This window comes from Bradyrhizobium sp. (assembly GCF_036735945.1).
GTDB lineage: Bacteria > Pseudomonadota > Alphaproteobacteria > Rhizobiales > Xanthobacteraceae > Bradyrhizobium.
In genome coordinates, this window is sequence record NZ_DAINNI010000031.1 from 13,916 (window position 1) to 37,554 (window position 23,639).

Here is a 23,639-nt window from a genome sequence, read left to right on the forward strand (position 1 = left end):
ATGAGCGCAGCGACATCCGGGAATCTATCAGGCACCGGCCCCGGATATCGCTTCGCTCATCCGGGCTACGAACTACGGTCTAACCGCAAAGCGCGCCAGCGCAGCGCGATCGATCTCGACGCCAAGGCCCGGACCATCAGGCACGCGCACGACTCCTCCCGCGTGCTCGATCGGCTGAAGCAGAATCGATTGACGGACCGGATGTTCGGTCCGGTCGAACTCCAGGATCGGCTGGACCGGCGCGAGCGAGACCGGCGTGTGGGCGGGGATCACGGCCAATAGCTGCAGCGACGCCGCGATCGCGATGCCGGTGCCCCAGACATGCGGGTTGTAGCGAACGCCGAAGGCCTCGGCCATGTCGGCGATCTTCTTGCATTCGCTGAGGCCGCCTGCCGCGCAGGTATCCGGCTGGAGGATGTCGATCGACTGCGATGTCAGCACCTCCCGGAAACCGAAGCGCGTGAACTCGCATTCGCCGCCGGCGACGGGAATCGAGAGTGCTGCTTTCACCGCACGATAGCCGGCCAGATCCTCCGGCGGCACCGGCTCTTCGAACCATCCGATATCGTACGGCTCGATCAGCTTGCCGAGCCGGATCGCAGCAATGGAATCGTAGGCGTGGTTGGCATCGACCATCAGCGCTATGTCGGGCCCGATCGCCTCGCGCACGGCGCGCGTTACCGCCGCATCCTCTTCCACGCCGAAGCCGACCTTCAGCTTCACGGCCCTGAAACCTTCCGCGACATAGAGGGCTGCTTCCTCCGGGAGGTAGCGGAGCGGATCGCCCGACTTGCGCCGGTAAAGACCGGTCGCATAGGCCTGCACCTCGGTGCGGAGCGGGCCGCCCAGCAGGCGGTGCGCCGGCACGCCGAAATGCTTGCCCTTGATGTCCCACAGCGCGATGTCGATCCCGCTGAGGCCTTCGATCACGACGCCCTTCTGGCCGTGGTCGCGGAGCCGCGCATAGATCATCTGCCACAGATAATCGGTCCGCAGCGGATCCTCGCCGGTCAGCCATGGCGCGACGCTCTGGACGACGGCAGCGGTCATCCGCGCAGGACCGTAGCATTCGCCCCAGCCGGTCAGCCCCGTATCGGTCTCGATCTCGACCACCATCGCGGTGCGGGTGTCGTACCAGGCCCGCGAATAGGCGAAGGGCTGCGAGAGCCGGGCTTCGAGGATGTGGGTGCGGACCGCGGTGATGATCATGGGTCGGCCGGTTCAATTCACCGAATTGCTCACCACGACCTCGATCAGCTTCGCACCGGGGCGGCTGAAGGCGGACGACAGCACCGACTTCAACTGGGTAGGATCAGTCACCTTCACAGCTTCCAGCCCGAGCGATCTGGCAACGCCGGTAAAGTCCACCGGCGGATCGATGAAATCCATGCCGACGTAATTGTCGTCGCCGTGGAAAGCGAGCAGCCGCTGCTTGATGATGCGGTAGCCGCCATTGTTGACGATCACGAAGGTCAGCGGCAGCTTGTGGTTCGCCGCGGTCCACAGCGACTGGATCGAATACATCGAGCTGCCGTCGCCGGAATAGCACACCACCGGCCGCTGCGGATTGGCCAGGCTGACGCCGACCGACGCGGGCAATCCCCAGCCGATGCCGCCGGAAGCGAGCGCATGATAGCCGTAGCGGTCGCGATGCGGGCGCAGCGCGATCATCTGCCGCGATGACGTCAGCCCTTCGTCGACCAGGATGGCGTTGTCGGGCATCGCCTCGACCACCTGCAGCGCCAGCCAGTCCGGATCGATCGGCGAGGTATTGGCGTGCTTCGAAATCTGCTCGATCAGCGGCTTGCGCCGTGCCGCCCAGTTCTTCGATACCAGCGCGGCCAATCCCTCCTTTGCCCGCGCTTCAAGGGCGCGGCCGCCGGCCGCCTTCAACGCGGGGACCAGCGCACGCAGGGTTTCCCGCACATCGGCCTTCACCGCGATGTCGGCGCCGTAGTTCTTGGCGATATCCCAATCGACCAGGCCGACCTGGACGATCGAGAGCCCCTCCGGCAGCGGATCGATTTCGCTGTAGACCGACATCCGCAGCGGATCGCCGCCGAGCGCGATGATGAGATCGTAGGGCGCCAGCGCATCGCGCGCGAGCTTCTGGATGCGCGCCAGCGCGCCCATGAAGCACGGGCTCTCCGACAGGAAATGCGCGCCATAGGGCGTCGGGGACTGGTAGGCCGGACAGCCCAGCGTTTCCGCCAGTTGCGCCGCTTCCTGCAACGCATCGCTTTTGACGATCTCGTCGCCGACGATGATGACCGGCCGCTCGGCCTTCAGGATACGTGCGGCGAGCGCCTGCAGCGACTCCTCCGACGGCTTGACGCGGGTATCGATCCTTGTCGAACGGCCAAACTCGATGCCGGCCTCCGAATTGAGGATGTCGCCCGGCAGCGAGATGAAGACCGGCCCGGTCGGCGGCGTGGTCGCGATCTTGGCGGCGCGGCGCACGATCCGCGGCAGATCCTCCAGCCGCGTCACCTCGACCGCCCATTTCACCAAGGGCTCGGCCATCTGCACCAGCGGGCCATAGAGCACCGGCTCGGTCAGGCCGTGGCCCTGCTCCTGCTGGCCGGCGGTGAGGATCAGCGGCGTGCCGGTGAAGCTCGCGTTGTAGAGCGAGCCCATGGCGTTGCCGAGGCCGGGCGCGACATGGACGTTGCAGGCGACCAGCTTGCCCGAGGCGCGGCTGAAGCCGTCGGCCATGGCGACCACAAGGCTTTCCTGCATCGCCATCACATAGGTGAGATCCGGATGGTCCTTCAGCGCGTGCATGATCGGCAGTTCGGTGGTGCCGGGATTGCCGAACAGGTGCGTGACGCCCTCGTCCTTGAGCAGCGCAAGGAATGCCGAACGTCCGGTGATTTTGTTCTTCATTTTTCCTCCCGCCCGCCGCTTCGTCGACGCGCGGGGCGGAAGCAGATGACCAGACTTGACGCGTGTATGCAACGGAGCGCGGTCATGGCTGCCCTGCGCGTGCATTTCTCAGACACAAAATCGCGAAAACAACCCCATGCAAAGTAGGATGGCCCTCAGCTCGCGGCCCTAGACCATCCCTTCACGTTCCGTGCGCTTCTTCGTTTTCGAGCGCTGCCAGACCACGCCGGGATATCCCTTCAGCGGCACCAGCGGCTCGCCGGTATAGGCCCATTCCTGCAATTCCTCGATCGCGATGTGATAGAGCGGCTGGCGCCCGGTGCGCCCCGAAAACAGCGCGCGGGGAATGTTGACCATGTGCGGTGAGCGTGGGCGCTCATAGGCAATCGGCGTGCCGCAATGTGTACAAAAGCTGCGTACCGTCTTGGTGGCCGCGTCCTCATACCGCGTCAGGCCGGTCTTGCCCTTCGTGATACGAAATCGCTTCTTCCAGCTTCCGACATAGGTCGCATAGGCCGCGCCATGGGCGCGGCGGCTTGCCGGCGAATGATCGTGCCAGGCCCAGCGCGCCGGCACGTCGATCTCGAAGGCGACCTTGCCGCACAGGCATTGGCCGGCGGCGGGTTTGCCGAGCGCGACGGCCCTGGTTTTCTTCTGCTCGAATTCCTCTTCTGGAAACATGCGTGCCGCCTTTTGCCGTCATTGCGAGCCCTGTAGCCCGGATGAGCGAAGCGAGATCCGGGACAAGTCTCGCAGTATTCCCGGATGTCGCTTCGCTCATCCGGGCTACGGCACCTTTAAGCCTGCTCCAGCTCGCTGTGTTCCGGATAGTCCGTATATCCCGCCACATCGCCGCCGTAGAAGGTGGCGCGATTGTACGGCGTCAGCGGGAAGCCGCGCTGCAACCGCCGCGGCAAATCCGGATTGGAGATGAAGATGCGGCCGAACGCAATGGCGTCGGCATGGCCGTCCCGGATCGCGGCGTCCGCCGTCTCGCCAGTGAATCCGCCGGCCGTGACCAGCATACCCTTCCAGATCGAACGGAACAGCACCATCGCCGACGGCACGTTCTGATGGTTGACCTCCGCGCGGCCCGCGCCGGAGGAGCGCGGCTCGATGAAATGCAGGTAGGCGAGCCCGAGCGGGTTGAGCTGTTCGACGGCGTAAGTGTAGAGCGGCATCGGGTCCGGCTCACCGCTGCCATTGGCGACGCCATAGGGCGACAGCCGCACGCCGACGCGGTCGGCGCCCCAGACATCGACCACCGCCCTGGTCACTTCCATCAGGAAACGCACCCGGTTCGGAATCGAGCCGCCAAACTGATCGGTACGCAGATTGGTGTGTGACTGCAGGAACTGCTCGATCAGATAGCCATTGGCGCCATGCACCTCGACGCCGTCGAAGCCGGCGGCAAGCGCGTTCTTCGCGGCCTGCCGGTAGGCGTCGACGACACCGGGGATTTCCGACGTCTCCAGCGCACGCGGCGTCTCGTAAGGCACCGCCTTGCCGTCGGCCGTCCCGGTTTTCAGATCCGCGATCGGCACCGCCGACGGCGCAACCGGCAGCGCGCCGCCCGGCTGAAACGAGGAATGCGAAACGCGCCCGACATGCCAAAGCTGCAGGAAGATGATGCCGCCCCTGGCATGCACAGCGTCGACCACCTTGCGCCAGCCCGCGATCTGCTCCTCGGTATAGATGCCGGGTACGCCGGGGCTGCCGAACGCCGTTTCCATCACCGGCGAGGCCTCGGCGATCAGCAATCCGCCCGGCGTCGCGCGCTGCGCATAATATTCGGCGTTGAGCGGCCGCGGCGCCAGCGACGGCTTGGCCGCCCGCATCCGCGTCAACGGCGCCAGCATGAGGCGATGCCTGAGTTGATAGGGGCCGACCTTGAGCGGCGAAAACAACGATGGATAATTCATGTCTCTCCCTGAACCCCGTGTTGATACGGATATGTAACCGCTTCAGCTTGTTCGTAAAAGGAGCGTGACGCAACGTGTAGCCGAGACGCCAGAGAGCACATCTTCCATGCAAAAACCGAACGGCAGGTCGCTTCCTTCGCTGAGCCTCCGCATCGACATCGACGCCGCCGGACGCATCGGCCCGGGCAAGATCGAACTGCTCGAAACGATCCATCGAAGCGGCTCGATTTCGGCCGCCGGCCGCGCCATGGACATGTCCTACAAGCGGGCCTGGGACCTGGTCGACGAGATCAACCGTGTCTGCCGCCAGGCGGCCGTGGAGCGGCAGACCGGCGGCAAGAACGGCGGCGGCGCGGCGCTGACGCCGTTCGGCCTCTCGCTGGTTGCGCGCTATCGCAAGATCGAACGCAACGCTGCAACCGCCGCGCGCAAGGAGCTCGAGGCGCTGCGCAAGGAGATCGGCCGGCCGAAGAAGGCCGCCAGCCGTTAAGCGGCCCGGTCACGACAACGGCGGCCGAAGCCGCCGCCATCGCATCGACGATCTGAGACCTCTCAAGCCGTCTTGATCCAGACCGCCTTGACGTTGAGATATTCCTCGACGTGCTGCTTGCCGGACTCGCGGCCATAGCCACTCATCTTGTAGCCGCCGAACGGCACCGCCGGGTCCATCGCCTGGTAGCAATTCACCCAGACCGAGCCGGCGCGCAGCGCCTTCGCGACCTGGTGCGCCTTGCTGACATTGGTGGTCCAGACGCCGCTGCCGAGGCCGAACGTGGTGGCATTTGCGCGCTTGACCAGTTCGTCGCTGTCCTTGAACGAGATCGCCGAGATCACCGGGCCGAAGATTTCTTCCTGCGCGATCCGCATATTGTCCTGCACATTGGCGAACACGGTCGGCTGCACGAAATAGCCCTTCGCGAGCGCCCCTTCGGTCAGCCGGCCGCCGCCGACCATCGCCCTCGCGCCTTCCTTCTGGCCGATGTCGAGATAGCCGGTGACGCGCTCAAGCTGATCCTTCGACACCAGCGGCCCGATCTGGGTATTCGGATCGATGCCGTTGCCGACCTGCAGCTTCTTGCCGAACTCGGCGACGCGGCCGACGAACTCGTCATAGACCTTCTGCTCGACGAACAGCCGCGTGCCGGCGCTGCAGATCTGCCCCGAGTTGGCGAACACCGCCATCGCAGCGCCCGGCACGGCAGCTTCGAGATCGGCATCGGCGAACACGATGTCGGGCGACTTGCCGCCGAGTTCGAGCGACACGCGCTTGAGGTTGCCGGCGGAGGCGCGGATGATCGACTGTCCCGTGAGGTGCGAGCCGGTGAAGGCAACCTTGTCGACGTCGGGGTGCGAGGCCAGCGCCGCGCCCGCGGTCTCGCCATAGCCGGGCACCACGTTGACGACGCCGGGCGGAACGCCGGCTTCCATGCAGAGTTCGGCAAGCCGCAGCGAGGTCAGCGGCGCTTCCTCGGCCGGCTTCAGCACCACGGTGCAGCCGGTGGCGATCGCAGGCCCGATCTTCCAGACCGTGGCCGCGAGCGGGCCGTTCCAGGGGATGATCGCGCCGACCACGCCGATCGGCTCCTTCAGCGTGTAGGAGAAGATTTCGTCGGGCAGCGAGTTCTCGATGGTCTCGCCATGCAGCACGGTGGCCTGGCCGGCGTAGTAGCGCAGCATGCCGAGCACGCGCAGCCTGTTGCCGCGGGTACGGCTGATCGGTGCGCCCATGTCCAGCGTGTCGAGTTGCGACAGCTCCTCGAAATTCTTTTCGACGAGATCGGCGAGCTTCAACAACAGGCCCTGCCGCTCATACGGCTTGACCTTGCTCCACGGGCCCTCGAAGGCGCGGCGGGCTGCCGCCACGGCGCGGTTGATGTCCTCGGCGTCGCCTTCGGCAACCGTTGCCAGCAGCTCGCCGGTCGCCGGGTTATGGGTCTCGAACCGCTTGCCGGAGGCGGCGTCGATCCACTGACCGTCGATCAGCATCTGCTTGTAGGAGCCATCCGCATAGGGATGACGCGTGATCGGAATCGCCTGGGTGACAGCCATGTTTGCACTCCCTTGAAGTCAGTTGGAATTCTCGTACGTTATATTTTTGCAGATATACCGTTGGCATGAAACATAATGCAGCCGATCGATCGGGGAAAGCGGCCGGCGCGAAGATCTCCCATGCCCGTTCGATCATGCTAGTCTGGGACGCGTGAGCCTGCGAATACATACCCCCTATCTGGCCGGAGAATGACGATGCCCCATCCCGCGATGTCGCCCAATCAGGTTGCCGTGATCACCGGAGGCGCTTCCGGTATCGGGCTCGCCGCCGCGATGCGGTTCGCCGGCCTCGGCATGAAGGTATGCATCGCCGATATCGGCGCGGACCGGCTGGCTGAAGCCGCCGCAAAACTTGCTGGCGTCGCCAAGGGCGGCGCGGCCGACATCATGACCGCAACCGTCGACGTCAGCCGCTTCGACGACCTCGCGAGCCTGGAGGCTGCCGTTCAAAAGCGGTTCGGCGGTACCGACATCCTGATGAACAATGCCGGCATCGGCCCCGACAGCAACAGTTTCGGCCCGCTGGAGAACTGGCAGCGCATCCTCTCGGTGAACCTGTGGGGCGTCATTCACGGCACGCAGGCGTTCGTGCCGCACATGGTCGAACGCGGCCGGCCCGGCCTCGTGATCAACACCGGCTCCAAGCAGGGCATCACGACGCCTCCCGGCAATCCCGCCTACAACGTCTCGAAGGCCGGCGTGAAGGCGCAGACCGAGGCGCTACAGCACGAATTGCGGAACCTGCCGGGCTGCCGGATCAGCGCGCATCTGATGATCCCCGGCCACGTCTTCACGGGATTGACCGCGCGCGGCCGCACCGAGAAGCCGCCGGGCGCCTGGACACCGGAACAGACGATCGACTTCATGATCGAGCGGATCGAGGCCGGCGATTTCTACATTCTATGCCCCGACAACGACGTGCCGCGCCGGCTCGACGAGCGGCGCATGCTGTGGGCGATCGGCGACGTCGTCGAGAACCGCCCCGCGCTGTCGCGCTGGCACCCGGATCATGCGGAGGCGTTCGCGAAGTTTGTGAAGGGGCAGTGAGTGTCCCCCTCTCTCCTTGTGAGAGAGGGCGGATCAATCGAGCTGACAACGCGATTGAGACGGATGAGGGGCTCTCTTCGCGGAGACAGAGCCCTCATCCGGCGCGGATTGCATCCGCGCGCTGTCCGCTGCTGGCCGTATCGTCGCCAACGTGCAGCGCCAACATCTCGACCCGCGCACCGGACACAACGCGTCGGCAAGTAGGACTGACCGCCGGGCGGTCCCTCGCAGCTAACCCTAGACTATTGTCGGCCATAGCGTTTCACACGCACTGCGGGTATAAACGCAACCGAGCATCTTTTAAGGGGATTTAGCTGATCATGGCGCGGCGCAAAAAGGATGCGTTACCCCACATCGTTCTTAACATTGAAACCGATCGGCCAATTGAACTAGGCGATTTTGTCTCCGCATTTTCCTCCATCGCAAGCCAGTACGAGAAGTTTGTGCGGGCGGACTATCCGGAGCTGTCCGGCGACGCCAAAATCTACGTGCGCGAGGTTCGCGCTGGCTCTATCGAGGCCGACCTAATCCCATGGGCGATGCAGGGATTGAGCGCCGTCGTCAATGTAATCGAGCAAATCCAAATCGTTGAAAAATTCGTGCGCCACTATGGCTCGGTGCTCGGCAAATACCTCGGTGGCTCGAAAGAGCCTGATGCCACGCGCTCGGACCTCAAAGACTTCATGGGGTCAGTCGTCGCCATCGCCAACGACCCGAACGGGCACGCCAAGTTGCAGGCGGTCGTGTTCGAGGACGGCAAGAAGAAGGTTAGAGCTGCATTGTCGTTCGACACCTCGCAGGCGCGAGAGGCGCAACGGCAGATCGAGGACCAAAAGCTGCTGCTAGAGTCGTCTTCGACAAGCGCGGATCATCAGCGTGTGCTGATGACTTTCAAACAGTCCAACGTCAAAGACACGGTGATGGGCAAGCGAACCGGCGAGCGCGTCACAATCGAAGATATCTCGCCACGGGATTTACCGCTGATCTATGCGTCGGAGTTGGCCGAACAGCGGATCAAGCACGAGGTTCGCGAGGCCGACGACAACGTCTATAAGAAGGGCTTTATCGTTGACGTGAACGTCCAGTTGTCCGGGGGTCGGCCTGCCGGTTACCGCGTCACCAATCTGCATCAGGTCATCGACCTGCCGGACGAGTGACGGGGCGATGATCCTCACCAGAAACGATCTCAAGAAGGAGGTTGTCGGCGCTGTCGGCCAGGGAGCGCTGATCGCCGCGCTATTTTGGTTTCGCAGCGAGTTCGAGCCCCACATCGGTCAGACAGCGACAAGCTGGGCGCTCAACATCCTGTTGTTGCTCTACCTGCTCTCGCTGATCCGCGTCTTTGGCGGCTGGTGGGACATTGTCAGTTGGGAGCGCAGTGAGCGCAAACTGAAGCAAGAGGACGAAAGGGAATTGGCCGCGTTGGAAAGCGCGCGAGAGCACGAGCGGGCCGAATACGATGCATTCCTCAGATGGGCGAAGCTGAACCCGAGGACCGTTGATCGTCTCTTGGCCATTGTCGAGCACGAGCAGATTGACGACTCCGAGCACTTAAGCTGGCTGAGGGAGCGCCGGGAGACGGAAGGCCCCAATGCTTTGATGGACCTTCCTCGTCTGTTCGAATGGCTCAAGGCGCGTCGCGAACTACAGAAGTTCGGCATCGAGCCGCCCTTGCCGCCGCATTAAACAACAGGGACGTGCCGGACCCGCTACAAGGAACGCAGGACGGTCGCAAATTCCGGTTATCCCTGCGTCTTCTCCCACAAGGGGAGAAGAAGGCGTCGTGCCGTCACGCCTACAGCGTTACCTGCTTGTCGCCGCATTGCTTGCAGACGTATTTGACGCGGGTGGCGCCCTTCTCGGCCTGGACGCGGTTGGGCGCGCCGCATTTGCCGCAGACCGCCTCGATCCTGGTCTGGCCCTGCTTTACGACGAGCGCCTTTTTTTCCATTGTCTCGCGGATCAGCCGCTCGGCCTCCTCGCGCATCGCTTGCTTCGACATCGGCCCTGCCTGTGACATTCGCTACCGGCGCGGTGTTATCACAGCCGCAACGCGTTTCGTAGATCGGGTGTGAAAAATTGCGCGGCTAAATTTCACGCAGCCTCGCGGGCCGACGCCAGCAGGCGACGCACCAGCGCCAGCGCGGTTTCGGTGGCGGGATCGGCCGATATGACCGGAACGGCCAGCACCAGCAGGTCGATCGGATCGTGCGACAGCACGATCACATGGGTGGCCTGGTTCGCCTTCATCAGCGACACCAGGCGCTCGACGGCGGGATCGGCTGCAACAATCCCCCATGGCGCATCGGGGCGGCGCAACACCCGCCGCGTCGACAGGAAGTCGCGCAGCAGCGCGGGATCGTAGGCCAGGAGTTCACCCTCTCGATAGCGCCGCGCGCTCTCGAAGATCGGATGACGCGCAAGTTCCGCGATCAGCGCATCGCGGGTTTGCGCCGGCGACGTCGCCACGGAGTTGAGCACACCCGGCACCTGCGACTCAAAGTGGGCGCGTAGCGCGTCCACCATCAGGCCGATGGCGAGAACGCCTGATATCGCAATGGCGCAGAATCGCATGACCTGCGCCGCATCGACGTCGGTTGTGACGAAGGCGGCGGCGATACCCAGCAGCGCCGAACTGGCGAGGCGCAACACCGTCAACAGCAGCGCCTGGCGCTGGGTCTCGGCGCCGCGCTCCGCGATCAGGATCGCGGTCACGACGAGCAGCGCGCCGAGCGCCCCGAGCCTGACCGGGATATCCGGCATCAGCACCCTGAAATCGGTCAGGATGAAGGGAATGACGAGGATGGCGCCGACGGCGAGGCGCGCGATGCCGCGGTTCTCCGACGCCATCAGCGTGGCCGGGTCACGCGTCGCCAGCAGCCTGGCGCAGATGGCAAAGCCGCCGAGCTGGAACAAAGCGAGCAGGATGGCGGCGGGTGTCACAATGGGTTTGATTCCAGCCGCGCCGGCAAGGCCGATCACGATGCCGCCGGCGAGAATGGCGATCTTGGCGGCGCGCGGGGCGTGCCGCCGCAGGATGCCTTCGGTAACGATCAGGGCGCCGAACGGAATCAGCGCCGCTGGAATGGCCGACAGATTGTTGAGCAGTTCGCTGCCGCTCCACCACGCCATGCCGCGCACCAGGAACAGCAGCGCGATAATGCCGAGCGCGATCAGAAGACGCCGGGTCAGCGGGCCCCTGGGATCGCGCCGGTGCAGCGTCAGCATGGCGACCGTGAGCCCGATCGCGCCGCAGAGATTGACGATGGAATCGGCGATCATGCCCGGCGTCATTTGCCGCTCCCGTTTCCGGGCGTCCGCGGCCGCAAGCTGCCGAACGGGCGCGTATCGTCGAACCAGTGAAACACCGGCAGGATCAGCCGCTGCAACGCCAGCACGGCGGAGGCCGCAAGCAGCGCCGGCAGCGAGCCGGCCGGCACGTCGCGCTGGATGTAGCGGCGGGCGCCGGCGAGATCGATGCGGCCGAGTTGCAGGACGTCGTCGCCCCTGTCGTAATCGAGCTCGCGCGCGCACCAGGCGTTATAGTGCTCCTCGCGATGTCTTGGCGCGACGTCGAAGGATTTCTTCAGCGCGTCAGAGCCGCCGGTATAGGCATCGGTGATGACGAAGCGCTCCTCGTCGAAGCCGGCCTCGCCGCCGACGCCGAACACCGCGCGATGTTCGCGCATGATCCCCCGCGCCAGTTGCAGATGCGCAAAGCTTCGGCGTGCCGTGGCGTCCGGCGATGGGAAGACGTCCGAGAAGGTGTCGCAGACCATGCCGAACACGGCCGGCACCTGCGTGACATTCGAAATCCATTTCGGGCGCAGGCCGTCGCGCGCGAACAGCACCAGCGTGGTCAGGCCGTACAGCACCCAGGACAGCCCCTGCCCCTGCGCGTCGGGATCCACCATCACCAGACCGAGATGGGTGACCTCTTCCACCTCGCCATCAAGCTCGACCGACATCACCGACAGCGCATTGAACGCGATCGGCCGTCCGGTCGCCTCCTCCAAGACCAGCGTGACGATGGCGCGCGACAGCCGCTCGCGCTCGCCGGAAAAGATGCCGTAGGTGAGGTCGCCGGCCGGCAGCGTCTTGCCGGCCACGGTGCGCAATTGAACGACCAGTCGGTCGAGATCGTCCTGCGCAAGCGACAATCCCGGACTTTCGACGATCCGCGTGATCAATCCCGTGTGGGTGCGCAAGGTGAGATCGATGGCCGGCTGGCGAAATGCCTTCAGCCAGAAGGCGGCATAGCTGGTGAGGCGGCCGGCCGCGGAGCGAACCTGCCGCAGGCCGTGACGGATCGCCGAGTTGCCGTTCGTGAAGGACGCCATGCCACCTGCCCGTAACAGGACGGGATTGGTGCGCCGGGCCCGCTTAACGGGCCGTGAGCGCGACATGTTGGGATTTGCGGCAGGGTAAACGATGTATTGGCAGGGTCAAACCGGCCGCAGCACAGGCAAACGGCGAATGCCAGAACATTCGCCGTCCGCCTTCGCCAGCACCGCATCACAGGCTACGCGGCTTTGGAAATCCGGCAGCCTCAGGCCGCGGTCTTGGAAACTTCCATCAACAGCCGTTCGGCCTTGGCGTCCTCGATGCGGTTCACCAGCCGGCTGCTCTCATGCACGTCGCGCACGGTCTTGGTCAGGGTGACGCAGGACTGAATGAGCATCACGATGCCCATGGCGAGGTAGCCCTTGATCCAGAGATCGACCGGCAGGAAGTAGACGCCGAGAGCGACAAGGAAGGCCGAGGCTCCGAACGAGGCGTAGGTGAAGGTGACCCAGGCGTTGCTGTGATGCGGGACAGTCTGATTCATGGCGCGATCCTGCTGGTGATGAAATTCGATGAAGGCTCCTTCGGACGTGACGTCTTGCTTCCGGGTACCGCCAACACGTCCGCAAGGGATTTCTGCGCCCGCGCCAGTTAATGGGCGATGACTCCAGCACTTTCAGGTTGTGGCAGGGTAAACGATACATTGAGCGGCGGCATCAAATGAATCATGACAGGAACGGTGCGCCGCCGGCCTATCACGCGCCGGCCGGCTCAAGGCCATGTCGCGGCCCGCCGCTATAGTCGTTCGACAACAACGAAGACGCGGCCATGAGAATGGCGCCGCAGATCGCCAGCGGCATCATGATCGACGACGGAAACAGGGTGCTGAACACGGCGAGAACCTCCGCCGCAGTCACCGTCGCTCCGACCAGCGCGGTCAGGCACATGCGCAGAGAGACCGGAAGGGCGCGGCCGAGAAATTCATCCGTGATCCAGCCGACCACTGACATCGGCAAGGCGAAGATGGATAGAACCAAGGCCACGAGCGCTGCGAAGTCGAGATATCTCGCCCCCACTATCGCGGCGCCCATGAGCAAGACCGTGAAGAACACCGCCACCGGCGCCAGCACCAGGAATACGAACGCTCGCTTCATCGAAATCATCCTTTGCCATGTGTCGGTTGCTTCCCGGTTACGGACGACGGGTGCTGAGACATCCGCCGCCCGTCCTTGCCGGCACCGCGCCACAGGCAACGCGGCCCCTGCAATCAACCGGCTCTTGAAATCAGGCGGCCTTGTGCACTTCCATCAGCAACCGCTCGGCCTTGGCGTCCTCGATGCGGTTCACCAGTTTGCCGCTCTCGTGCATGTCGCGCACGGTCTTGGTCAGGGTGACGCAGGACTGCACCAGCATCACGATGCCCATGGCGAGGTAGCCCTTGACCCAGAGATCGAGCGGCAGGAAGAACACGCCGACGGCGACCATGAAGGCCGAGGCCGAGAACGAAGCGTAGGTGAAGGTAACCCAGGCACCACTATGGGGGTTGGACGTTCTGGTTCATGACAATCTCCTGTTGAGTTGGGTTGATCGATCGAGTTCAGTTTCAGGCGGCTTGCGTGCGCTTGGCATTCAGCCGCGCGAGCACGTCATCAGCGGTCGATTTCATGCGAGGGCCAAAGCCCTGTTCGGCGAGCTTTTCGGCGGTCGCCAGCGGGCCGCTGGCGGCATCGAGTTCGATCAGGGCATCGGCCGCGGCCTGGGCCTCGACCTGCCGCTCGCGCAGCCGCTTCAACGTGTTCTCCGCTTCCGGCAGCGTGGATTCGTAGGGGCGCGCCGCCTCGATGCCGCCACGGCGCAGCGCACGAACCGCCTCGGCTGCGCGCGCGATCCGGCGACCGCGATCGAGTTCGGTGATCCGTGCCTCGGCATTGGCGACCTGGCGCTTCATGCGGGTGATCTCGGTCGCGAACAGCGTCCGCGCGGTCATCGCGGCGTCGCGGTCGGCTTCGAGATTGGCAATCGCCTGCGCCGCCTCGCGGGCGAGGTCTTCCCGGCCGCCGTCGAGCGCCGCGGTGGCGCGGACTTCGAGGTCGGCGATGCGGGCGTTGGTGGCCTCGAGGCGGCGGCCCTCCTGCTGGTCGCCGGCGATCGCCAGCGCCAGCGAGCGCTTGGAGCGGTCCACCGCCGCGGCGGCATCGCGCATCTGCTGGTCGAGAATGAGCAGCGCCGCGCGGTCTTCCAGTTCTTCACCCGCGATAGCCACGCTGCCCCGGAAAAGCGTCAAAACAGTTTTGAACATTTTCAGCTCCCTGTGTTATGAGCACTGCTCATGAGATGGTTTGTAGCAACGGAATGAGCGTTGCTCAAGAATTATTTTGAGCGTCGCTCAAGATTGGGTAATGATGTCTAAAGCATTGGAGAGACGGGCCAAAAACCGGGAATCGCTGATCGCGGCGGGGGAGCGACGGATTGCCGCAGGAGGGCTGGCCGGCCTGAAAACCCGCGATCTGGCGCGCGATATCGGCGTCGCCAACGGCGCGGTCTACAACCTCGTCGAGGATGTCGACGAACTGATCCTGCGGGTGGGCTCGCACACGCTGGCGCGGCTCGATGCCGCCCTGACATCAGCCGAGGCCGATGGCCCCGCCTCCCCGCGCGAGACGCTGGTGCGCATCGCCGTCGCCTATTGCGATTTCGCCGCCGAGAATATCGAGCTGTGGCGCGCGCTGTTCGAGCACCGCATGGCGCCGGGCAAGCCGGTGCCGGAATGGGCTGTCAGCGAGCAGATGAATCTGTTCCGCCACATCTACCGTCCGCTTGCAGAACTGTTTCCGAAGCGGACGCCGGATGAACTCGGCGTAACCGCGCGCAGTCTTTTTTCGGCCGTTCACGGCATGGTGCTGCTCGGGCTCGAGCAGAAGCTGATCGCGGTGCCGCTCGAAGCGCTGCGCGCGGAGATCGCCGCGATCGTGCGCGCGATGGTCGATGGGCTGACGGCGAACGCTGCCTGATATCGGCGTCACACGGTCAGGACCGTCGACCCCGTGGTCTTGCGCGCGGCGAGGTCGGCGTGCGCCTTCGCCGCGTCCTTCAACGGATAGCTCTGGTGCACCTCGATCCTGACCGCGCCTGATTTCACCACATCGAACAGTTCGTTCGCCATCGCGACGAGGTTGTCGCGTTTGGCGGCATAGGTGTTGAGCGTCGGGCGGGTGACGAACAGCGATCCCTTCTGCGCCAGCAGGCCGAGGTTGAGCGGTTCGACGCCGCCGGAAGATTGCCCGAACAGCGCGGCGACGCCCGTCGGCGCCAGGCAGTCCAGCGATTTCAGGAACGTATCCTTGCCGACGGAATCGTACACGACCGGCACTTTTTTGCCGCCGGTGATCTCGTCGACGCGTTTGACGAAATCCTCGCGCGTATAGACGATGGTGTGGGCGCAGCCGTGCGCCTTGGCGAGCTTTGCCTTTTCGTCGCTGCCGACGGTTCCGATGACGGTCGCGCCGAGATGCTTCGCCCACTGGCCGAGGATGAGGCCGACGCCGCCCGCCGCGGCGTGCAGCAGGATCGTGTCTCCCGCCTTGACCCGGTAGACCTGACGGATCAGGTACTGCGTCGTCAGGCCTTTCAGCATCATCGCCGCCGCCGTCTTGTCGTCGATGCCGTCGGGCAGCTTGAGCAGGCGATCAGCCGGGATCAGCCGCGCTTCCGAATAGGCGCCGATCGGCGCATTGCCATAGGCAATGCGGTCACCCGGCTTGAGATCGGTAACGCCTGCTCCGACCTCCTCGACCACGCCGGCCGCCTCGCCGCCGAGGCCGCTCGGCAATTGGGCCGGATAGACGCCGGAGCGATTATAGATATCGACGAAGTTCAGTCCGACCGCGGTGTGGCGGATGCGCGCCTCGCCCGGACCGGGCTTTCCGACCGCGACTTCCTCCCAGACCAGAACCTCGGGACCGCCGGTTTTGTGAAAGCGAATGGCGTGCGTCATGGCATTGCTCCTTTGCGTGGGATGGTGGGAGGCTTCGTGGACGCCTCAGGTCTCGATGATGACGTAACTGTCCTCGACATGGACCTGAAACGTCTCGGCGACGTATGGCCCCTTCTGCAGTTCCTCGCCGCTTTCGACCGCGACCGGATAGGAGCGCACCTTGACGCGCTTCGGGTCGAACCAGGACTGGCCGTTGCGCATGTCGAACTCCCAGCCGTGCCAGGGGCAGCGCAGCAGTTCGCCGACGCGCGAGCGCTCGTAGACCCCGGGCTCCGGCGAGGTCAGCCGCGCCACGCAGGCGGCCTTTTCCAGCGGCGCGCCTTCATGCGGGCAGCGGTTGAGCAGCGCGAAGAATTCGCCGTTGACGTGGAACACGACGATGTCGCGGCCCTCGACGCCGAACACCTTGTTGCCGCCGGGCGGGATATCCGACGTGCGGGCGACGATATGACGGGTCATGCGGCTACCGCCTCGCTGTTCGCGCTCGGCGCCGCAACTAGCGCCACCAATTGTTCGCCGCCGCGACCGTCTGGAAATGCACGGCGATGACATGCGACGAGGCGATGAGCTGCGCGGTGTCGTGATCATAGGCAGTGCGCAGGCTCGATCTGACCTCGTCGGAAGGCTGGATCAGCTTGACGCCCATGCGCGACAGCTTGACCGCGAGTTCGAAGCCCGCCTGCGGTGTGTCGGTTTTCAACGAAGCAAGCCAAACGTCGCTCATGATTTCTCTCCTCGATATCCGTACACCTGCATCTTGCTGACGATTCCCTGACAACCGGGGCTAAAACCCGTACACCCCGCGCGCGTTGTCGTTGAAGATCTTGCGGCGCTCGGCCTCCGTCAGCGGCGTCTTGAAGGCGTAGCGCGGATCGTCGAAATCCCAGTGCGGGTAGTCCGACGAGAACAGCAGGCGATCGACGCCGACCCATTCGATCAGCGAACGCAGATGCTTGCCCTCGTCGGGCTCGTCGATCGGCTGCGTCGTGAACCAGAAATGCTGCTTCACATATTCGGAGGGCCGGCGCTTGAGATGCGGCACCTCGCTGCGGAAGGCGTCGAAATGGCGGTCCATCCGCCAGGTGGTCGACGGAATCCAGCCGAAGCCGCCTTCGATGAAGACGATCTTCAGGTTCGGGAATCTCTCGGGCACGCCTTCGAGCACGAGGCTCGTGAGTTGCGCCGCCATGGTGTGCGCGTTCGACTGGTGCTCCTCGACATAATAGGACGGCCAGCCGCCGCCGGTCGGCGCATGCCCGCCGTAACCGCCGACATGGATGCCGAGCGGCAGGCCGAGCTCCTGCGCGCGGGCATAGATCGGCCAGTAGCGGCGGCGGCCGAGCGGCTCGTTGGCGCGCGGGCAGACGTTGATCTGCACGTAGCGGCCGATCCTGGCGCAGCGCTCGATCTCGGCGATCGCCAATTCCGTGTCGTCCTGTCCGGCGAGGATCGAGGCCTTCAGCCGCGGGTCGCGGTCGGACCAGAACGCGAGCTGCCAGTCGTTGATGGCGCGCTGGACCGCGGCGCCGAATTCGAGGTTCTGCTGCGAGAAGATGAAGAGGTCGAGCACCTGCAGGATGCCGTATTCGATGTCGAGCGGATCGAGGTGCTGCTTGCGCATGAAATCGAGATCGGAGCCCGGAGGCCCGCCGGTCGGCGGCCAGGCATCGCGCCGCGCGATCAGCGGCGAGGAGCGCGGATACGGCGTGGTGCCGATATAGGGCGTGCGCAGATGGCTGCCATAGGTGCGCAAATGCTCTTGCCAGCGCTTCGGCATGAACTGTTCGACATCGGCATGCGCGTGAATGCTCGGATGCACGTCGCAATCGATGATGCGCAGCCGGCTTTTCGCGGCGGCTTCCTCGGCAAGGATGGGGCGGTCGATGACGTCACTCATGCGATCCTCCTTCGATTTCCAGAACTCATGCGGCGAGCTTCAGCCGCGGAAAGGTTTCAAGCGGGTTGTCGACGCACATCCGCGAGACGATGGCGGCAGGCAGGTGCGGCGGCATCGGATCGTCGCCATCGAACTGCCAGTGCGGATAATCAGATGCAAACAGGAACATCCTGTCGGAGCCGATCTGCTCGATGACGTCGGCAATCCCTGCGGCATCCGGCGGGCCATCAAACGGCTGCATGGTGACGCGGACGTGGTCGCGGATGATCGCGGCCGGCTCGCGCTCGACCCAGGGCACCTCGACGCGCACGCCGCGCCAGGTCTTGTTGGCGCGCCACATGAAGGCCGGCAGCCAGCTCACGCCGGATTCCATCAGCACGACCTTGAGATCGGGGAATTTGCCGAACACGCCCTCATAGACCAGGCTCAGGAGCTGGGCCTGAAACGCCTGCGCTTCGGCGAGATAGTATTCGTAGCGATAGGACGGCCAGCCGATCGAGCTCGGCGCGGCGCGGTAGGCGCTGCCGGCGTGGATCGCGACCGGCAGCTTGTGCTTCGCGGCGGCCTGCCAGACCGGCCAGTAGTGCCGCCGTCCGAGCAGCGTCTCGCCCTGCGCCAGCACCAGCACGGAGACGAAGCGGTTGTCGGCGGCGCGGCGCTCGATTTCTTCGACAGCGAGATCCGGCGCCTGCATCGGCACGACGATCGAGGCGCTGAGCCGCGGATCTTTTGACAGCCATTCGGCTGCAATCCAGTCGTTGATCGCCTTGCAGAAGTCCGCCGCCATGTAGCAATCGAACACCGCCTGCCCGCCATAGATAACGTTGCAGATCGCGTGACTCGACCCGAGCTGGTCGAACGCGCCGCGCTGCACCATCTTGAGGTCGCTGCCCGGCTTGCCGCTCGCCGGCCGCCAGTCGGCGCGGCCGGTAAACGGCATGTTGGGCGGATAGGAATTGAGATCGAGGCCGTCGATCGCGCGGCTGACGACCTGCTCCTTCCAGTGATCGCTGAGATAGGGCAACAGCGTGGTGCGGGTGCCGCCCACGGCCGGATGAATGTCGCAATCGATCCGCGTGGCCGCCATGGAGGTTCCTCGGACTACCGTTTTCGTGGCGGTCTTGCTGCCGCGCCGGCAACTGTGCCGCCGATATGGTGGCGGCGCAAGCGCTTTACTGACGGGCCGCCCTGCCCTGGATGCACGGTGCACGTCCCTTCTCGGAAGAAGAGAAATTGAAAGTCCATCAAGGCCAGAAGCGGAATGGACTAAGGCTGCCGTTTCTTGATGTGCGGCAGACGATCTTCAAGGGGGACCACGCCGCCATCGATGATGAAAAACTCGGCATCCGCGGCGCCGTCCCTATGCTGCTTTGCCTTTTGATATGCCGGACTTTCGTACCAGGCCTTGGCTGCCGCCACATCGGGAAACTCGATCAGCACGACACCTTCAAGCCGCCCCACCGACTCAAGTGGCGTGAGCGGGGTGTAGACGGACAGGAACTTTGCGCCGCGGCCCTCAAAGGTTGGGCCCGCTGCCTTCCAATAGTCCTCGAGTTTTTGTCGATCATGTACGCCCCTGTTCAGGGCAATCATGTAAGCAGGCATTGTTCGCTCCCACGGGTGTGTTTCCAAACCATGCAAGTCCTGGGCTTGACGACCATGCCGCCGGTCGAGGTCCGGTCAGTGGGTATCGCGGACTGGATTTGCTCACGTTGAGTTCTTCGCAGTCTGACCCATTTCAGACCTATCAGCCACTCCGAAGAACCGCTAAATTTCACCGGGTGAACGATGCGACAAGGGGGTAGGCGCCATGAAAATCGACGGGCGTTGTCACTGCGGATACATCACCTTCGAAGCCGAGATCGAGCCGGACAAGACCCTGCTCTGCAATTGCACTGACTGCCAGACGTTCTCCGGCTCCGCGTTCCGCGTGCACGCCTTCACGCGGGAAAACGCTTTCAGGTTGCTCTCGGGCGAACCTAAAATCTACGTCAAGACCGCCGAAAGCGGAAACGAGAGGCCACAGGCGTTTTGCCCCGAATGCGGCACGCATATCTACGCGGCCGCGGCCGGAGCAGGCCCCAAGGTTTACGCCATCCGCATAGGCTCCATTCGTCAACGCGACCAGATCGTCCCCCATACACAGTGGTGGTCTCGCTCCGCTCAGCCATGGGTCACGCACGTCGGGTCGATCCGAAAGTTCGAAAAGCAGCCTTAGATCGATCAAAGCGGCAAGATACCGCTTACTCGATAACCGACGCCGGAGGCAGAGCCTGCTATTCGCCCATCGCGGCGGTTTCGCAATGTCCGCAATCTTTCCGCTCACGAGCGTCAGGCTGACAAAGGGGAGAAGCAAGAACGACCCCGATTGACAGGCCAGGCCATCCGCACCCAAATGTCTGCGATGGGGCGTCGTACGGGGAATGAAATGCACTTGAAATCCGGCAGACTTGCGGTTCTTGCCATCTCGCTGCTCGCATGGAGTGCAACGGGTGCATCGGCGGCTTCCGCAACGGCCAACGGACAGGCCGCGCTGGCACTTGCCGGCATCGTGGCGCTCTATTCGCCGCTAGTGACCTCGGACGAGCGCGAAGCCGTCTCGGCGTTCTTCGTCGGACAAAGCGGCGTGCGCTACGCCAGGAAGATTGCGGTCACCGCCGACAGGATCGTCTGCCGGGTCAGCAATGTCGACATCACCGCCCGCTCCTGCGAGCTGACCTTTAAGGGCGCCAAGCAGACCATCAGCGGACGGCGCGCGAACGAGATCTTTGCCACGCAAGCCATGGCCGGCATTCCCGCCGACGGCGCCGCCGGCTCAGTGTCCGAAAGCCTGTCGAAGCTCAACTGCACGATCGATCCGGCCGAGATCAAGCAAAAGGCCGGCGGCGGCGCTGAATGTTCGTTCGAGACCGGGAATTGAGGGAGCGCTGAGCTACTTCATTGCAACGTAGCCCCTCTTCCTTCTCCTCTTGAGGGAGAAGGTGGCGACCAGGCATGCCTGTCGGTGCACAGCGCTGTCGAGTAACCGCCACCACAGATGCCTTGGAGACGGCTACTCGCAGAAGCATCACTTTAGTTTGTACGTCCCGACCTGATGATTGCAGCCCTGAAACATTCCCTCTTTGATGACCGGGAACGGCCCGAGCAGCTCGACCGTGCCTGTTGTGACCATCCCTTCGTATTTTCCAGTTCCTGCAACGTTCGTCCTCGTTACTTTTCCATCGGCAGTCGAAAAAGATGTAAGTCGCTTTTCGCCGTCCGGATCGATTGACTCACATACGTTGGACCCCGTGATCTTCCCATCAAGCGAGGCATTCATCCCTACGCAGCGAAAAGTACTCTTATCAAATATGCCTCCGGGAGGATTGCTGCGGTTAGTACCCGTCATTTCATAACTGTTTGCCGTGTGGGTCTTGGAGAACGTGATCACGCTGCTAACGCCGGACCAGCAGGAATTGAAGTCGAAGTTGCCTTCCTTTGGCAGTTCGGCTGCAAATGCAGAAACTGGAGAAGCAACGATGAGCAAGGCTAATGCATACCTCTGCATGGCATTCCCCTCCTGAGATCGTTTTAAATGTCTGCCCCCGTTTGCCAGCCTATTTCGCATCCGAGCCACCACTTTGATCTAGATCATCCGGATCCCGTGTGAGAAGGGAGTAGCCGCGCGATTGACAGGCCGCTCGATCCCCATCCAAATGCCTGCGTTGAAACGAGAATGAGGCGCAACGCGTGACGGGCGGCGAACAGGAAACCTACCAATGCGACGTGCTGGTGGTCGGATCGGGATGCGGCGGCCTGTCGGCCGCGGTCACCGCCGGGCACCACGGCCTCGATGTTCTCGTCGCCGAGAAAGAGCCGCGCTTCGGCGGCACCACCGCACGCTCCGGCGGCTGGCTGTGGATTCCCGGCACCTCGCTGGCGAAGGCGTGGGGCATCGAGGAAAGCCCCGAACAGGCAAAGACCTATCTGCGGCACGAAGCCGGCAACAGTTTCGACGCCGCGCGCGTCGACGCGTTCCTGAGCGAGGGACCGAAAGCGGTCGACTTCTTCACCAGCAAGACGGCGGTGCGCTTCGACATGCCGCTGACGTTTCCGGATTATCATGCCGAAGCGCCCGGCGGCGCGCAGGGCGGCCGCTCGATGGTGACGCGCCCGTTCGACGGCCGTGAACTCGGCAGCCACGTCAAGGATATCGGCAGCGCCCTGCCCGAACTCACGGTGTTCGGCATGATGCTGGGCTCCGGCAAGGACATCGTCCATTTCATGCGCGCGACCAGATCGCTGACGTCGGCGATCTATGTCGCAAAGCGCCTGTCGAAGCATGCGATGGACGTCTTGCGCCACGGCCGCGGCATGACGCTGACCAACGGCAATGCGCTGGCCGGACGTCTGGCGAAATCCGCGTTCGACCTGAACATTCCGCTGTGGCTGTCGTCACCCGTGCATGAACTGATCGTCGAGGACGGCGCGGTGCGCGGCGCGGTCATCGAACGCCAGGGCAGGCTGATCCGCGTCGATACCAGGCGCGGCGTCGTGCTCGCCTGCGGCGGCTTTCCGCACGATATCGCACGGCGCAAGGCGATGTTCCCGCACGCGCCCAGCGGCGCCGAGCACTTCTCACCCGGCCCCGTCGGCAACACCGGTGACGGCCTGCGTCTGGCGGAAGCCGCCGGCGGCGGCGTCGAGGATACGCTGCCGCATGCCGCGGCCTGGGTGCCGGTCTCGATCACCGAGCGCAAGGACGGCTCCAAGGGCGTGATGCCGCATTTCATCGACCGCGCCAAACCCGGCGTCATCGCGGTGCTGCGCGACGGCAGGCGCTTTGCCAATGAAGGCAATTCCTACCACGATTTCGTGCAAGCGATGGTGAAGGCGGCAAAGCCGGGCGAAGAGGTCACGGCGTTCCTGGTCTGCGACCACCGCGCGCTCCGGAGATATGGCCTCGGATGCGTGCCGCCGTTTCCGATGCCGCTGCGCCATCATCTCGCCACCGGCTATCTCAAGCGCGGCACCACGCTTGCCGAACTCGCCGACCGCACCGGCGTCGATCCACAAGGGCTCGCGGCGACGGTCGAGGAGTTCAACGCGTCAGCCGCGGAAGGACGCGATCCCGCCTTCGGCAAGGGATCGCGCGCCTACAACCGCTATCAGGGCGATGCGCTGCACGGCCCGAACCCCTGCATCGCGTCAATCAAGGACGGACCGTTCTATGCGATCAAGCTGGTGGTCGGCGATCTCGGCACCTACGCCGGCATCAAGACCGATGAACATGCGCGTGCGCTGGATGAACACGGCCAGCCAATCCCGGGCCTCTATGCCGCCGGCAACGACATGGCGAGCATCATGGGCGGCAACTATCCCGGCGCCGGCATCACGCTGGGGCCGGCGCTGACGTTCGGCTACATCGCGGGGAAACATCTCGCTGCAGGTGCTTCCGAGGCTCACGCGATGAACGGCCCGATCGGCGGGAGCCGACGAGAACGACACGACGAGAGCTGAAGCTCCGCCAGCGGCCGAACTGCGTCATGTGACGGCAAAAATTCCGGACGAAATGTGTGAG

26 protein-coding genes and 1 pseudogene are annotated in these 23,639 nt (G+C 64.1%); 8 read left to right on the forward strand and 19 right to left on the reverse strand.

Going from position 1 to position 23,639, the window contains the following annotated elements:
* Positions 1–72 precede the first annotated feature (72 nt).
* From V7E26_RS13365 to V7E26_RS13380, 4 genes are all read right to left on the reverse strand, one after another.
* The gene (locus V7E26_RS13365) at positions 73–1,209 is read right to left on the reverse strand and encodes a mandelate racemase/muconate lactonizing enzyme family protein (RefSeq protein ID WP_324416585.1); all 1,137 of its coding nucleotides are present in this window, start codon (positions 1,207–1,209) and stop codon (positions 73–75) included.
* Positions 1,210–1,221: 12 nt separating this feature from the next.
* A complete protein-coding gene (locus V7E26_RS13370) occupies positions 1,222–2,886 on the reverse strand; it encodes a thiamine pyrophosphate-binding protein (protein ID WP_324416587.1) in 1,665 nt (554 codons plus the stop codon).
* Between the two features lie 168 nt (positions 2,887–3,054).
* Positions 3,055–3,567, reverse strand: a complete 513-nt coding sequence (locus V7E26_RS13375) for a GFA family protein (protein ID WP_324416589.1) — start codon at positions 3,565–3,567, stop codon at positions 3,055–3,057.
* A 116-nt stretch (positions 3,568–3,683) separates the two neighbouring features.
* Complete coding sequence (locus V7E26_RS13380) at positions 3,684–4,808, reverse strand: alkene reductase (protein WP_324416591.1); 1,125 nt, start codon at positions 4,806–4,808, stop codon at positions 3,684–3,686.
* Between the two features lie 106 nt (positions 4,809–4,914).
* Between V7E26_RS13380 and V7E26_RS13385 the strand changes: the two genes are divergently transcribed.
* Positions 4,915–5,298 carry a winged helix-turn-helix domain-containing protein gene (locus V7E26_RS13385; protein ID WP_324416593.1) on the forward strand — a complete coding sequence of 128 codons (384 nt, stop codon included), beginning with the start codon at positions 4,915–4,917 and terminating at the stop codon, positions 5,296–5,298.
* 62 nt (positions 5,299–5,360) lie between these two features.
* Here the strand turns inward: V7E26_RS13385 and V7E26_RS13390 are convergent, their stop codons facing one another.
* Entirely contained in the window at positions 5,361–6,857 is a 1,497-nt protein-coding gene (locus V7E26_RS13390; RefSeq protein WP_324416595.1) for an aldehyde dehydrogenase family protein, read from the reverse strand.
* Positions 6,858–7,052: 195 nt separating this feature from the next.
* On the opposite strand from V7E26_RS13390, the gene V7E26_RS13395 reads away from it, so the two are divergent.
* From V7E26_RS13395 to V7E26_RS13405, 3 genes are all read left to right on the forward strand, one after another.
* On the forward strand, positions 7,053–7,904 hold the full coding sequence (locus tag V7E26_RS13395) for an SDR family NAD(P)-dependent oxidoreductase (RefSeq protein WP_324416597.1): 852 nt from the start codon (positions 7,053–7,055) through the stop codon (positions 7,902–7,904).
* Between the two features lie 320 nt (positions 7,905–8,224).
* Positions 8,225–9,061, forward strand: coding sequence for a hypothetical protein (locus V7E26_RS13400; protein ID WP_324416599.1), 837 nt, complete (start codon positions 8,225–8,227; stop codon positions 9,059–9,061).
* Positions 9,062–9,068: 7 nt separating this feature from the next.
* Positions 9,069–9,590, forward strand: coding sequence for a hypothetical protein (locus V7E26_RS13405; RefSeq protein WP_324416601.1), 522 nt, complete (start codon positions 9,069–9,071; stop codon positions 9,588–9,590).
* A 109-nt stretch (positions 9,591–9,699) separates the two neighbouring features.
* Here V7E26_RS13405 and V7E26_RS13410 read toward each other — a convergent pair whose 3' ends face one another.
* The 7 genes and pseudogenes from V7E26_RS13410 to V7E26_RS13440 all read right to left on the reverse strand — a co-directional run bounded on the left by V7E26_RS13410 (position 9,700) and on the right by V7E26_RS13440 (position 14,487).
* Positions 9,700–9,906 (reverse strand): hypothetical protein, encoded by a 207-nt coding sequence (locus V7E26_RS13410; protein WP_324416603.1) that lies wholly within the window; start codon positions 9,904–9,906, stop codon positions 9,700–9,702.
* A gap of 92 nt (positions 9,907–9,998) precedes the next feature.
* Complete coding sequence (locus tag V7E26_RS13415; protein ID WP_324416605.1) at positions 9,999–11,198, reverse strand: hypothetical protein; 1,200 nt, start codon at positions 11,196–11,198, stop codon at positions 9,999–10,001.
* Complete coding sequence (locus V7E26_RS13420; RefSeq protein ID WP_324416607.1) at positions 11,195–12,244, reverse strand: hypothetical protein; 1,050 nt, start codon at positions 12,242–12,244, stop codon at positions 11,195–11,197. Before V7E26_RS13420 ends, V7E26_RS13415 begins: the two co-directional genes overlap by 4 nt.
* Positions 12,245–12,453: 209 nt before the next feature.
* A complete protein-coding gene (locus V7E26_RS13425; protein ID WP_324416609.1) occupies positions 12,454–12,732 on the reverse strand; it encodes a YiaA/YiaB family inner membrane protein in 279 nt (92 codons plus the stop codon).
* A gap of 211 nt (positions 12,733–12,943) precedes the next feature.
* A complete protein-coding gene (locus V7E26_RS13430; protein WP_324416611.1) occupies positions 12,944–13,342 on the reverse strand; it encodes a hypothetical protein in 399 nt (132 codons plus the stop codon).
* 130 nt (positions 13,343–13,472) lie between these two features.
* Positions 13,473–13,749, reverse strand: a pseudogene (locus tag V7E26_RS13435) (YiaA/YiaB family inner membrane protein).
* A 42-nt stretch (positions 13,750–13,791) separates the two neighbouring features.
* Entirely contained in the window at positions 13,792–14,487 is a 696-nt protein-coding gene (locus V7E26_RS13440) for a PspA/IM30 family protein (protein WP_324416613.1), read from the reverse strand.
* Positions 14,488–14,590: 103 nt separating this feature from the next.
* Here V7E26_RS13440 and V7E26_RS13445 point away from each other — a divergent pair, with 103 nt between their 5' ends.
* Positions 14,591–15,199, forward strand: coding sequence for a TetR/AcrR family transcriptional regulator (locus V7E26_RS13445; RefSeq protein ID WP_324416615.1), 609 nt, complete (start codon positions 14,591–14,593; stop codon positions 15,197–15,199).
* Between the two features lie 8 nt (positions 15,200–15,207).
* On the opposite strand, the gene V7E26_RS13450 is transcribed toward V7E26_RS13445, so the two are convergent.
* The 6 genes from V7E26_RS13450 to V7E26_RS13475 all read right to left on the reverse strand — a co-directional run bounded on the left by V7E26_RS13450 (position 15,208) and on the right by V7E26_RS13475 (position 19,684).
* Positions 15,208–16,182, reverse strand: coding sequence for a quinone oxidoreductase family protein (locus tag V7E26_RS13450; RefSeq protein WP_324416617.1), 975 nt, complete (start codon positions 16,180–16,182; stop codon positions 15,208–15,210).
* 45 nt (positions 16,183–16,227) lie between these two features.
* Positions 16,228–16,641, reverse strand: coding sequence for a Rieske (2Fe-2S) protein (locus V7E26_RS13455; RefSeq protein ID WP_324416619.1), 414 nt, complete (start codon positions 16,639–16,641; stop codon positions 16,228–16,230).
* A 37-nt stretch (positions 16,642–16,678) separates the two neighbouring features.
* Entirely contained in the window at positions 16,679–16,906 is a 228-nt protein-coding gene (locus V7E26_RS13460) for a hexameric tyrosine-coordinated heme protein (RefSeq protein ID WP_324416621.1), read from the reverse strand.
* Between the two features lie 60 nt (positions 16,907–16,966).
* Complete coding sequence (locus V7E26_RS13465; RefSeq protein WP_324416623.1) at positions 16,967–18,079, reverse strand: amidohydrolase family protein; 1,113 nt, start codon at positions 18,077–18,079, stop codon at positions 16,967–16,969.
* A 25-nt stretch (positions 18,080–18,104) separates the two neighbouring features.
* Positions 18,105–19,166, reverse strand: coding sequence for an amidohydrolase family protein (locus V7E26_RS13470; protein WP_324416625.1), 1,062 nt, complete (start codon positions 19,164–19,166; stop codon positions 18,105–18,107).
* Positions 19,167–19,345: 179 nt separating this feature from the next.
* On the reverse strand, positions 19,346–19,684 hold the full coding sequence (locus V7E26_RS13475; protein ID WP_324416627.1) for a DUF1330 domain-containing protein: 339 nt from the start codon (positions 19,682–19,684) through the stop codon (positions 19,346–19,348).
* Between the two features lie 205 nt (positions 19,685–19,889).
* Between V7E26_RS13475 and V7E26_RS13480 the strand changes: the two genes are divergently transcribed.
* The gene (locus V7E26_RS13480) at positions 19,890–20,297 is read left to right on the forward strand and encodes a GFA family protein (RefSeq protein ID WP_324416629.1); all 408 of its coding nucleotides are present in this window, start codon (positions 19,890–19,892) and stop codon (positions 20,295–20,297) included.
* A 210-nt stretch (positions 20,298–20,507) separates the two neighbouring features.
* Entirely contained in the window at positions 20,508–20,999 is a 492-nt protein-coding gene (locus tag V7E26_RS13485) for a hypothetical protein (RefSeq protein ID WP_324416631.1), read from the forward strand.
* 147 nt (positions 21,000–21,146) lie between these two features.
* Here the strand turns inward: V7E26_RS13485 and V7E26_RS13490 are convergent, their stop codons facing one another.
* Positions 21,147–21,626 carry a hypothetical protein gene (locus V7E26_RS13490; protein WP_324416633.1) on the reverse strand — a complete coding sequence of 160 codons (480 nt, stop codon included), beginning with the start codon at positions 21,624–21,626 and terminating at the stop codon, positions 21,147–21,149.
* A 182-nt stretch (positions 21,627–21,808) separates the two neighbouring features.
* Between V7E26_RS13490 and V7E26_RS13495 the strand changes: the two genes are divergently transcribed.
* Positions 21,809–23,578, forward strand: a complete 1,770-nt coding sequence (locus V7E26_RS13495) for an FAD-dependent oxidoreductase (RefSeq protein ID WP_324416635.1) — start codon at positions 21,809–21,811, stop codon at positions 23,576–23,578.
* Positions 23,579–23,639: the final 61 nt, after the last annotated feature.

What these genes read in the sequence shown, in the direction of transcription:
- V7E26_RS13465 (WP_324416623.1), bottom strand. Translation starts at nt 18,079, where the DNA reads ATGAGTGACGTCATCGACCGCCCCATCCTTGCCGAGGAAGCCGCCGCG.
- V7E26_RS13400 (WP_324416599.1), top strand. Translation starts at nt 8,225, where the DNA reads ATGGCGCGGCGCAAAAAGGATGCGTTACCCCACATCGTTCTTAACATT.
- V7E26_RS13450 (WP_324416617.1), bottom strand. Translation starts at nt 16,182, where the DNA reads ATGACGCACGCCATTCGCTTTCACAAAACCGGCGGTCCCGAGGTTCTG.
- V7E26_RS13490 (WP_324416633.1), bottom strand. Translation starts at nt 21,626, where the DNA reads ATGCAGAGGTATGCATTAGCCTTGCTCATCGTTGCTTCTCCAGTTTCT.
- V7E26_RS13365 (WP_324416585.1), bottom strand. Translation starts at nt 1,209, where the DNA reads ATGATCATCACCGCGGTCCGCACCCACATCCTCGAAGCCCGGCTCTCG.
- V7E26_RS13470 (WP_324416625.1), bottom strand. Translation starts at nt 19,166, where the DNA reads ATGGCGGCCACGCGGATCGATTGCGACATTCATCCGGCCGTGGGCGGC.
- V7E26_RS13425 (WP_324416609.1), bottom strand. Translation starts at nt 12,732, where the DNA reads ATGAATCAGACTGTCCCGCATCACAGCAACGCCTGGGTCACCTTCACC.
- V7E26_RS13375 (WP_324416589.1), bottom strand. Translation starts at nt 3,567, where the DNA reads ATGTTTCCAGAAGAGGAATTCGAGCAGAAGAAAACCAGGGCCGTCGCG.
- V7E26_RS13415 (WP_324416605.1), bottom strand. Translation starts at nt 11,198, where the DNA reads ATGACGCCGGGCATGATCGCCGATTCCATCGTCAATCTCTGCGGCGCG.
- V7E26_RS13420 (WP_324416607.1), bottom strand. Translation starts at nt 12,244, where the DNA reads ATGGCGTCCTTCACGAACGGCAACTCGGCGATCCGTCACGGCCTGCGG.
- V7E26_RS13440 (WP_324416613.1), bottom strand. Translation starts at nt 14,487, where the DNA reads ATGTTCAAAACTGTTTTGACGCTTTTCCGGGGCAGCGTGGCTATCGCG.
- V7E26_RS13385 (WP_324416593.1), top strand. Translation starts at nt 4,915, where the DNA reads ATGCAAAAACCGAACGGCAGGTCGCTTCCTTCGCTGAGCCTCCGCATC.
- V7E26_RS13445 (WP_324416615.1), top strand. Translation starts at nt 14,591, where the DNA reads ATGTCTAAAGCATTGGAGAGACGGGCCAAAAACCGGGAATCGCTGATC.
- V7E26_RS13410 (WP_324416603.1), bottom strand. Translation starts at nt 9,906, where the DNA reads ATGTCGAAGCAAGCGATGCGCGAGGAGGCCGAGCGGCTGATCCGCGAG.
- V7E26_RS13475 (WP_324416627.1), bottom strand. Translation starts at nt 19,684, where the DNA reads ATGCCTGCTTACATGATTGCCCTGAACAGGGGCGTACATGATCGACAA.
- V7E26_RS13395 (WP_324416597.1), top strand. Translation starts at nt 7,053, where the DNA reads ATGCCCCATCCCGCGATGTCGCCCAATCAGGTTGCCGTGATCACCGGA.
- V7E26_RS13480 (WP_324416629.1), top strand. Translation starts at nt 19,890, where the DNA reads ATGAAAATCGACGGGCGTTGTCACTGCGGATACATCACCTTCGAAGCC.
- V7E26_RS13455 (WP_324416619.1), bottom strand. Translation starts at nt 16,641, where the DNA reads ATGACCCGTCATATCGTCGCCCGCACGTCGGATATCCCGCCCGGCGGC.
- V7E26_RS13405 (WP_324416601.1), top strand. Translation starts at nt 9,069, where the DNA reads ATGATCCTCACCAGAAACGATCTCAAGAAGGAGGTTGTCGGCGCTGTC.
- V7E26_RS13380 (WP_324416591.1), bottom strand. Translation starts at nt 4,808, where the DNA reads ATGAATTATCCATCGTTGTTTTCGCCGCTCAAGGTCGGCCCCTATCAA.
- V7E26_RS13390 (WP_324416595.1), bottom strand. Translation starts at nt 6,857, where the DNA reads ATGGCTGTCACCCAGGCGATTCCGATCACGCGTCATCCCTATGCGGAT.
- V7E26_RS13430 (WP_324416611.1), bottom strand. Translation starts at nt 13,342, where the DNA reads ATGAAGCGAGCGTTCGTATTCCTGGTGCTGGCGCCGGTGGCGGTGTTC.
- V7E26_RS13460 (WP_324416621.1), bottom strand. Translation starts at nt 16,906, where the DNA reads ATGAGCGACGTTTGGCTTGCTTCGTTGAAAACCGACACACCGCAGGCG.
- V7E26_RS13370 (WP_324416587.1), bottom strand. Translation starts at nt 2,886, where the DNA reads ATGAAGAACAAAATCACCGGACGTTCGGCATTCCTTGCGCTGCTCAAG.
- V7E26_RS13485 (WP_324416631.1), top strand. Translation starts at nt 20,508, where the DNA reads ATGCACTTGAAATCCGGCAGACTTGCGGTTCTTGCCATCTCGCTGCTC.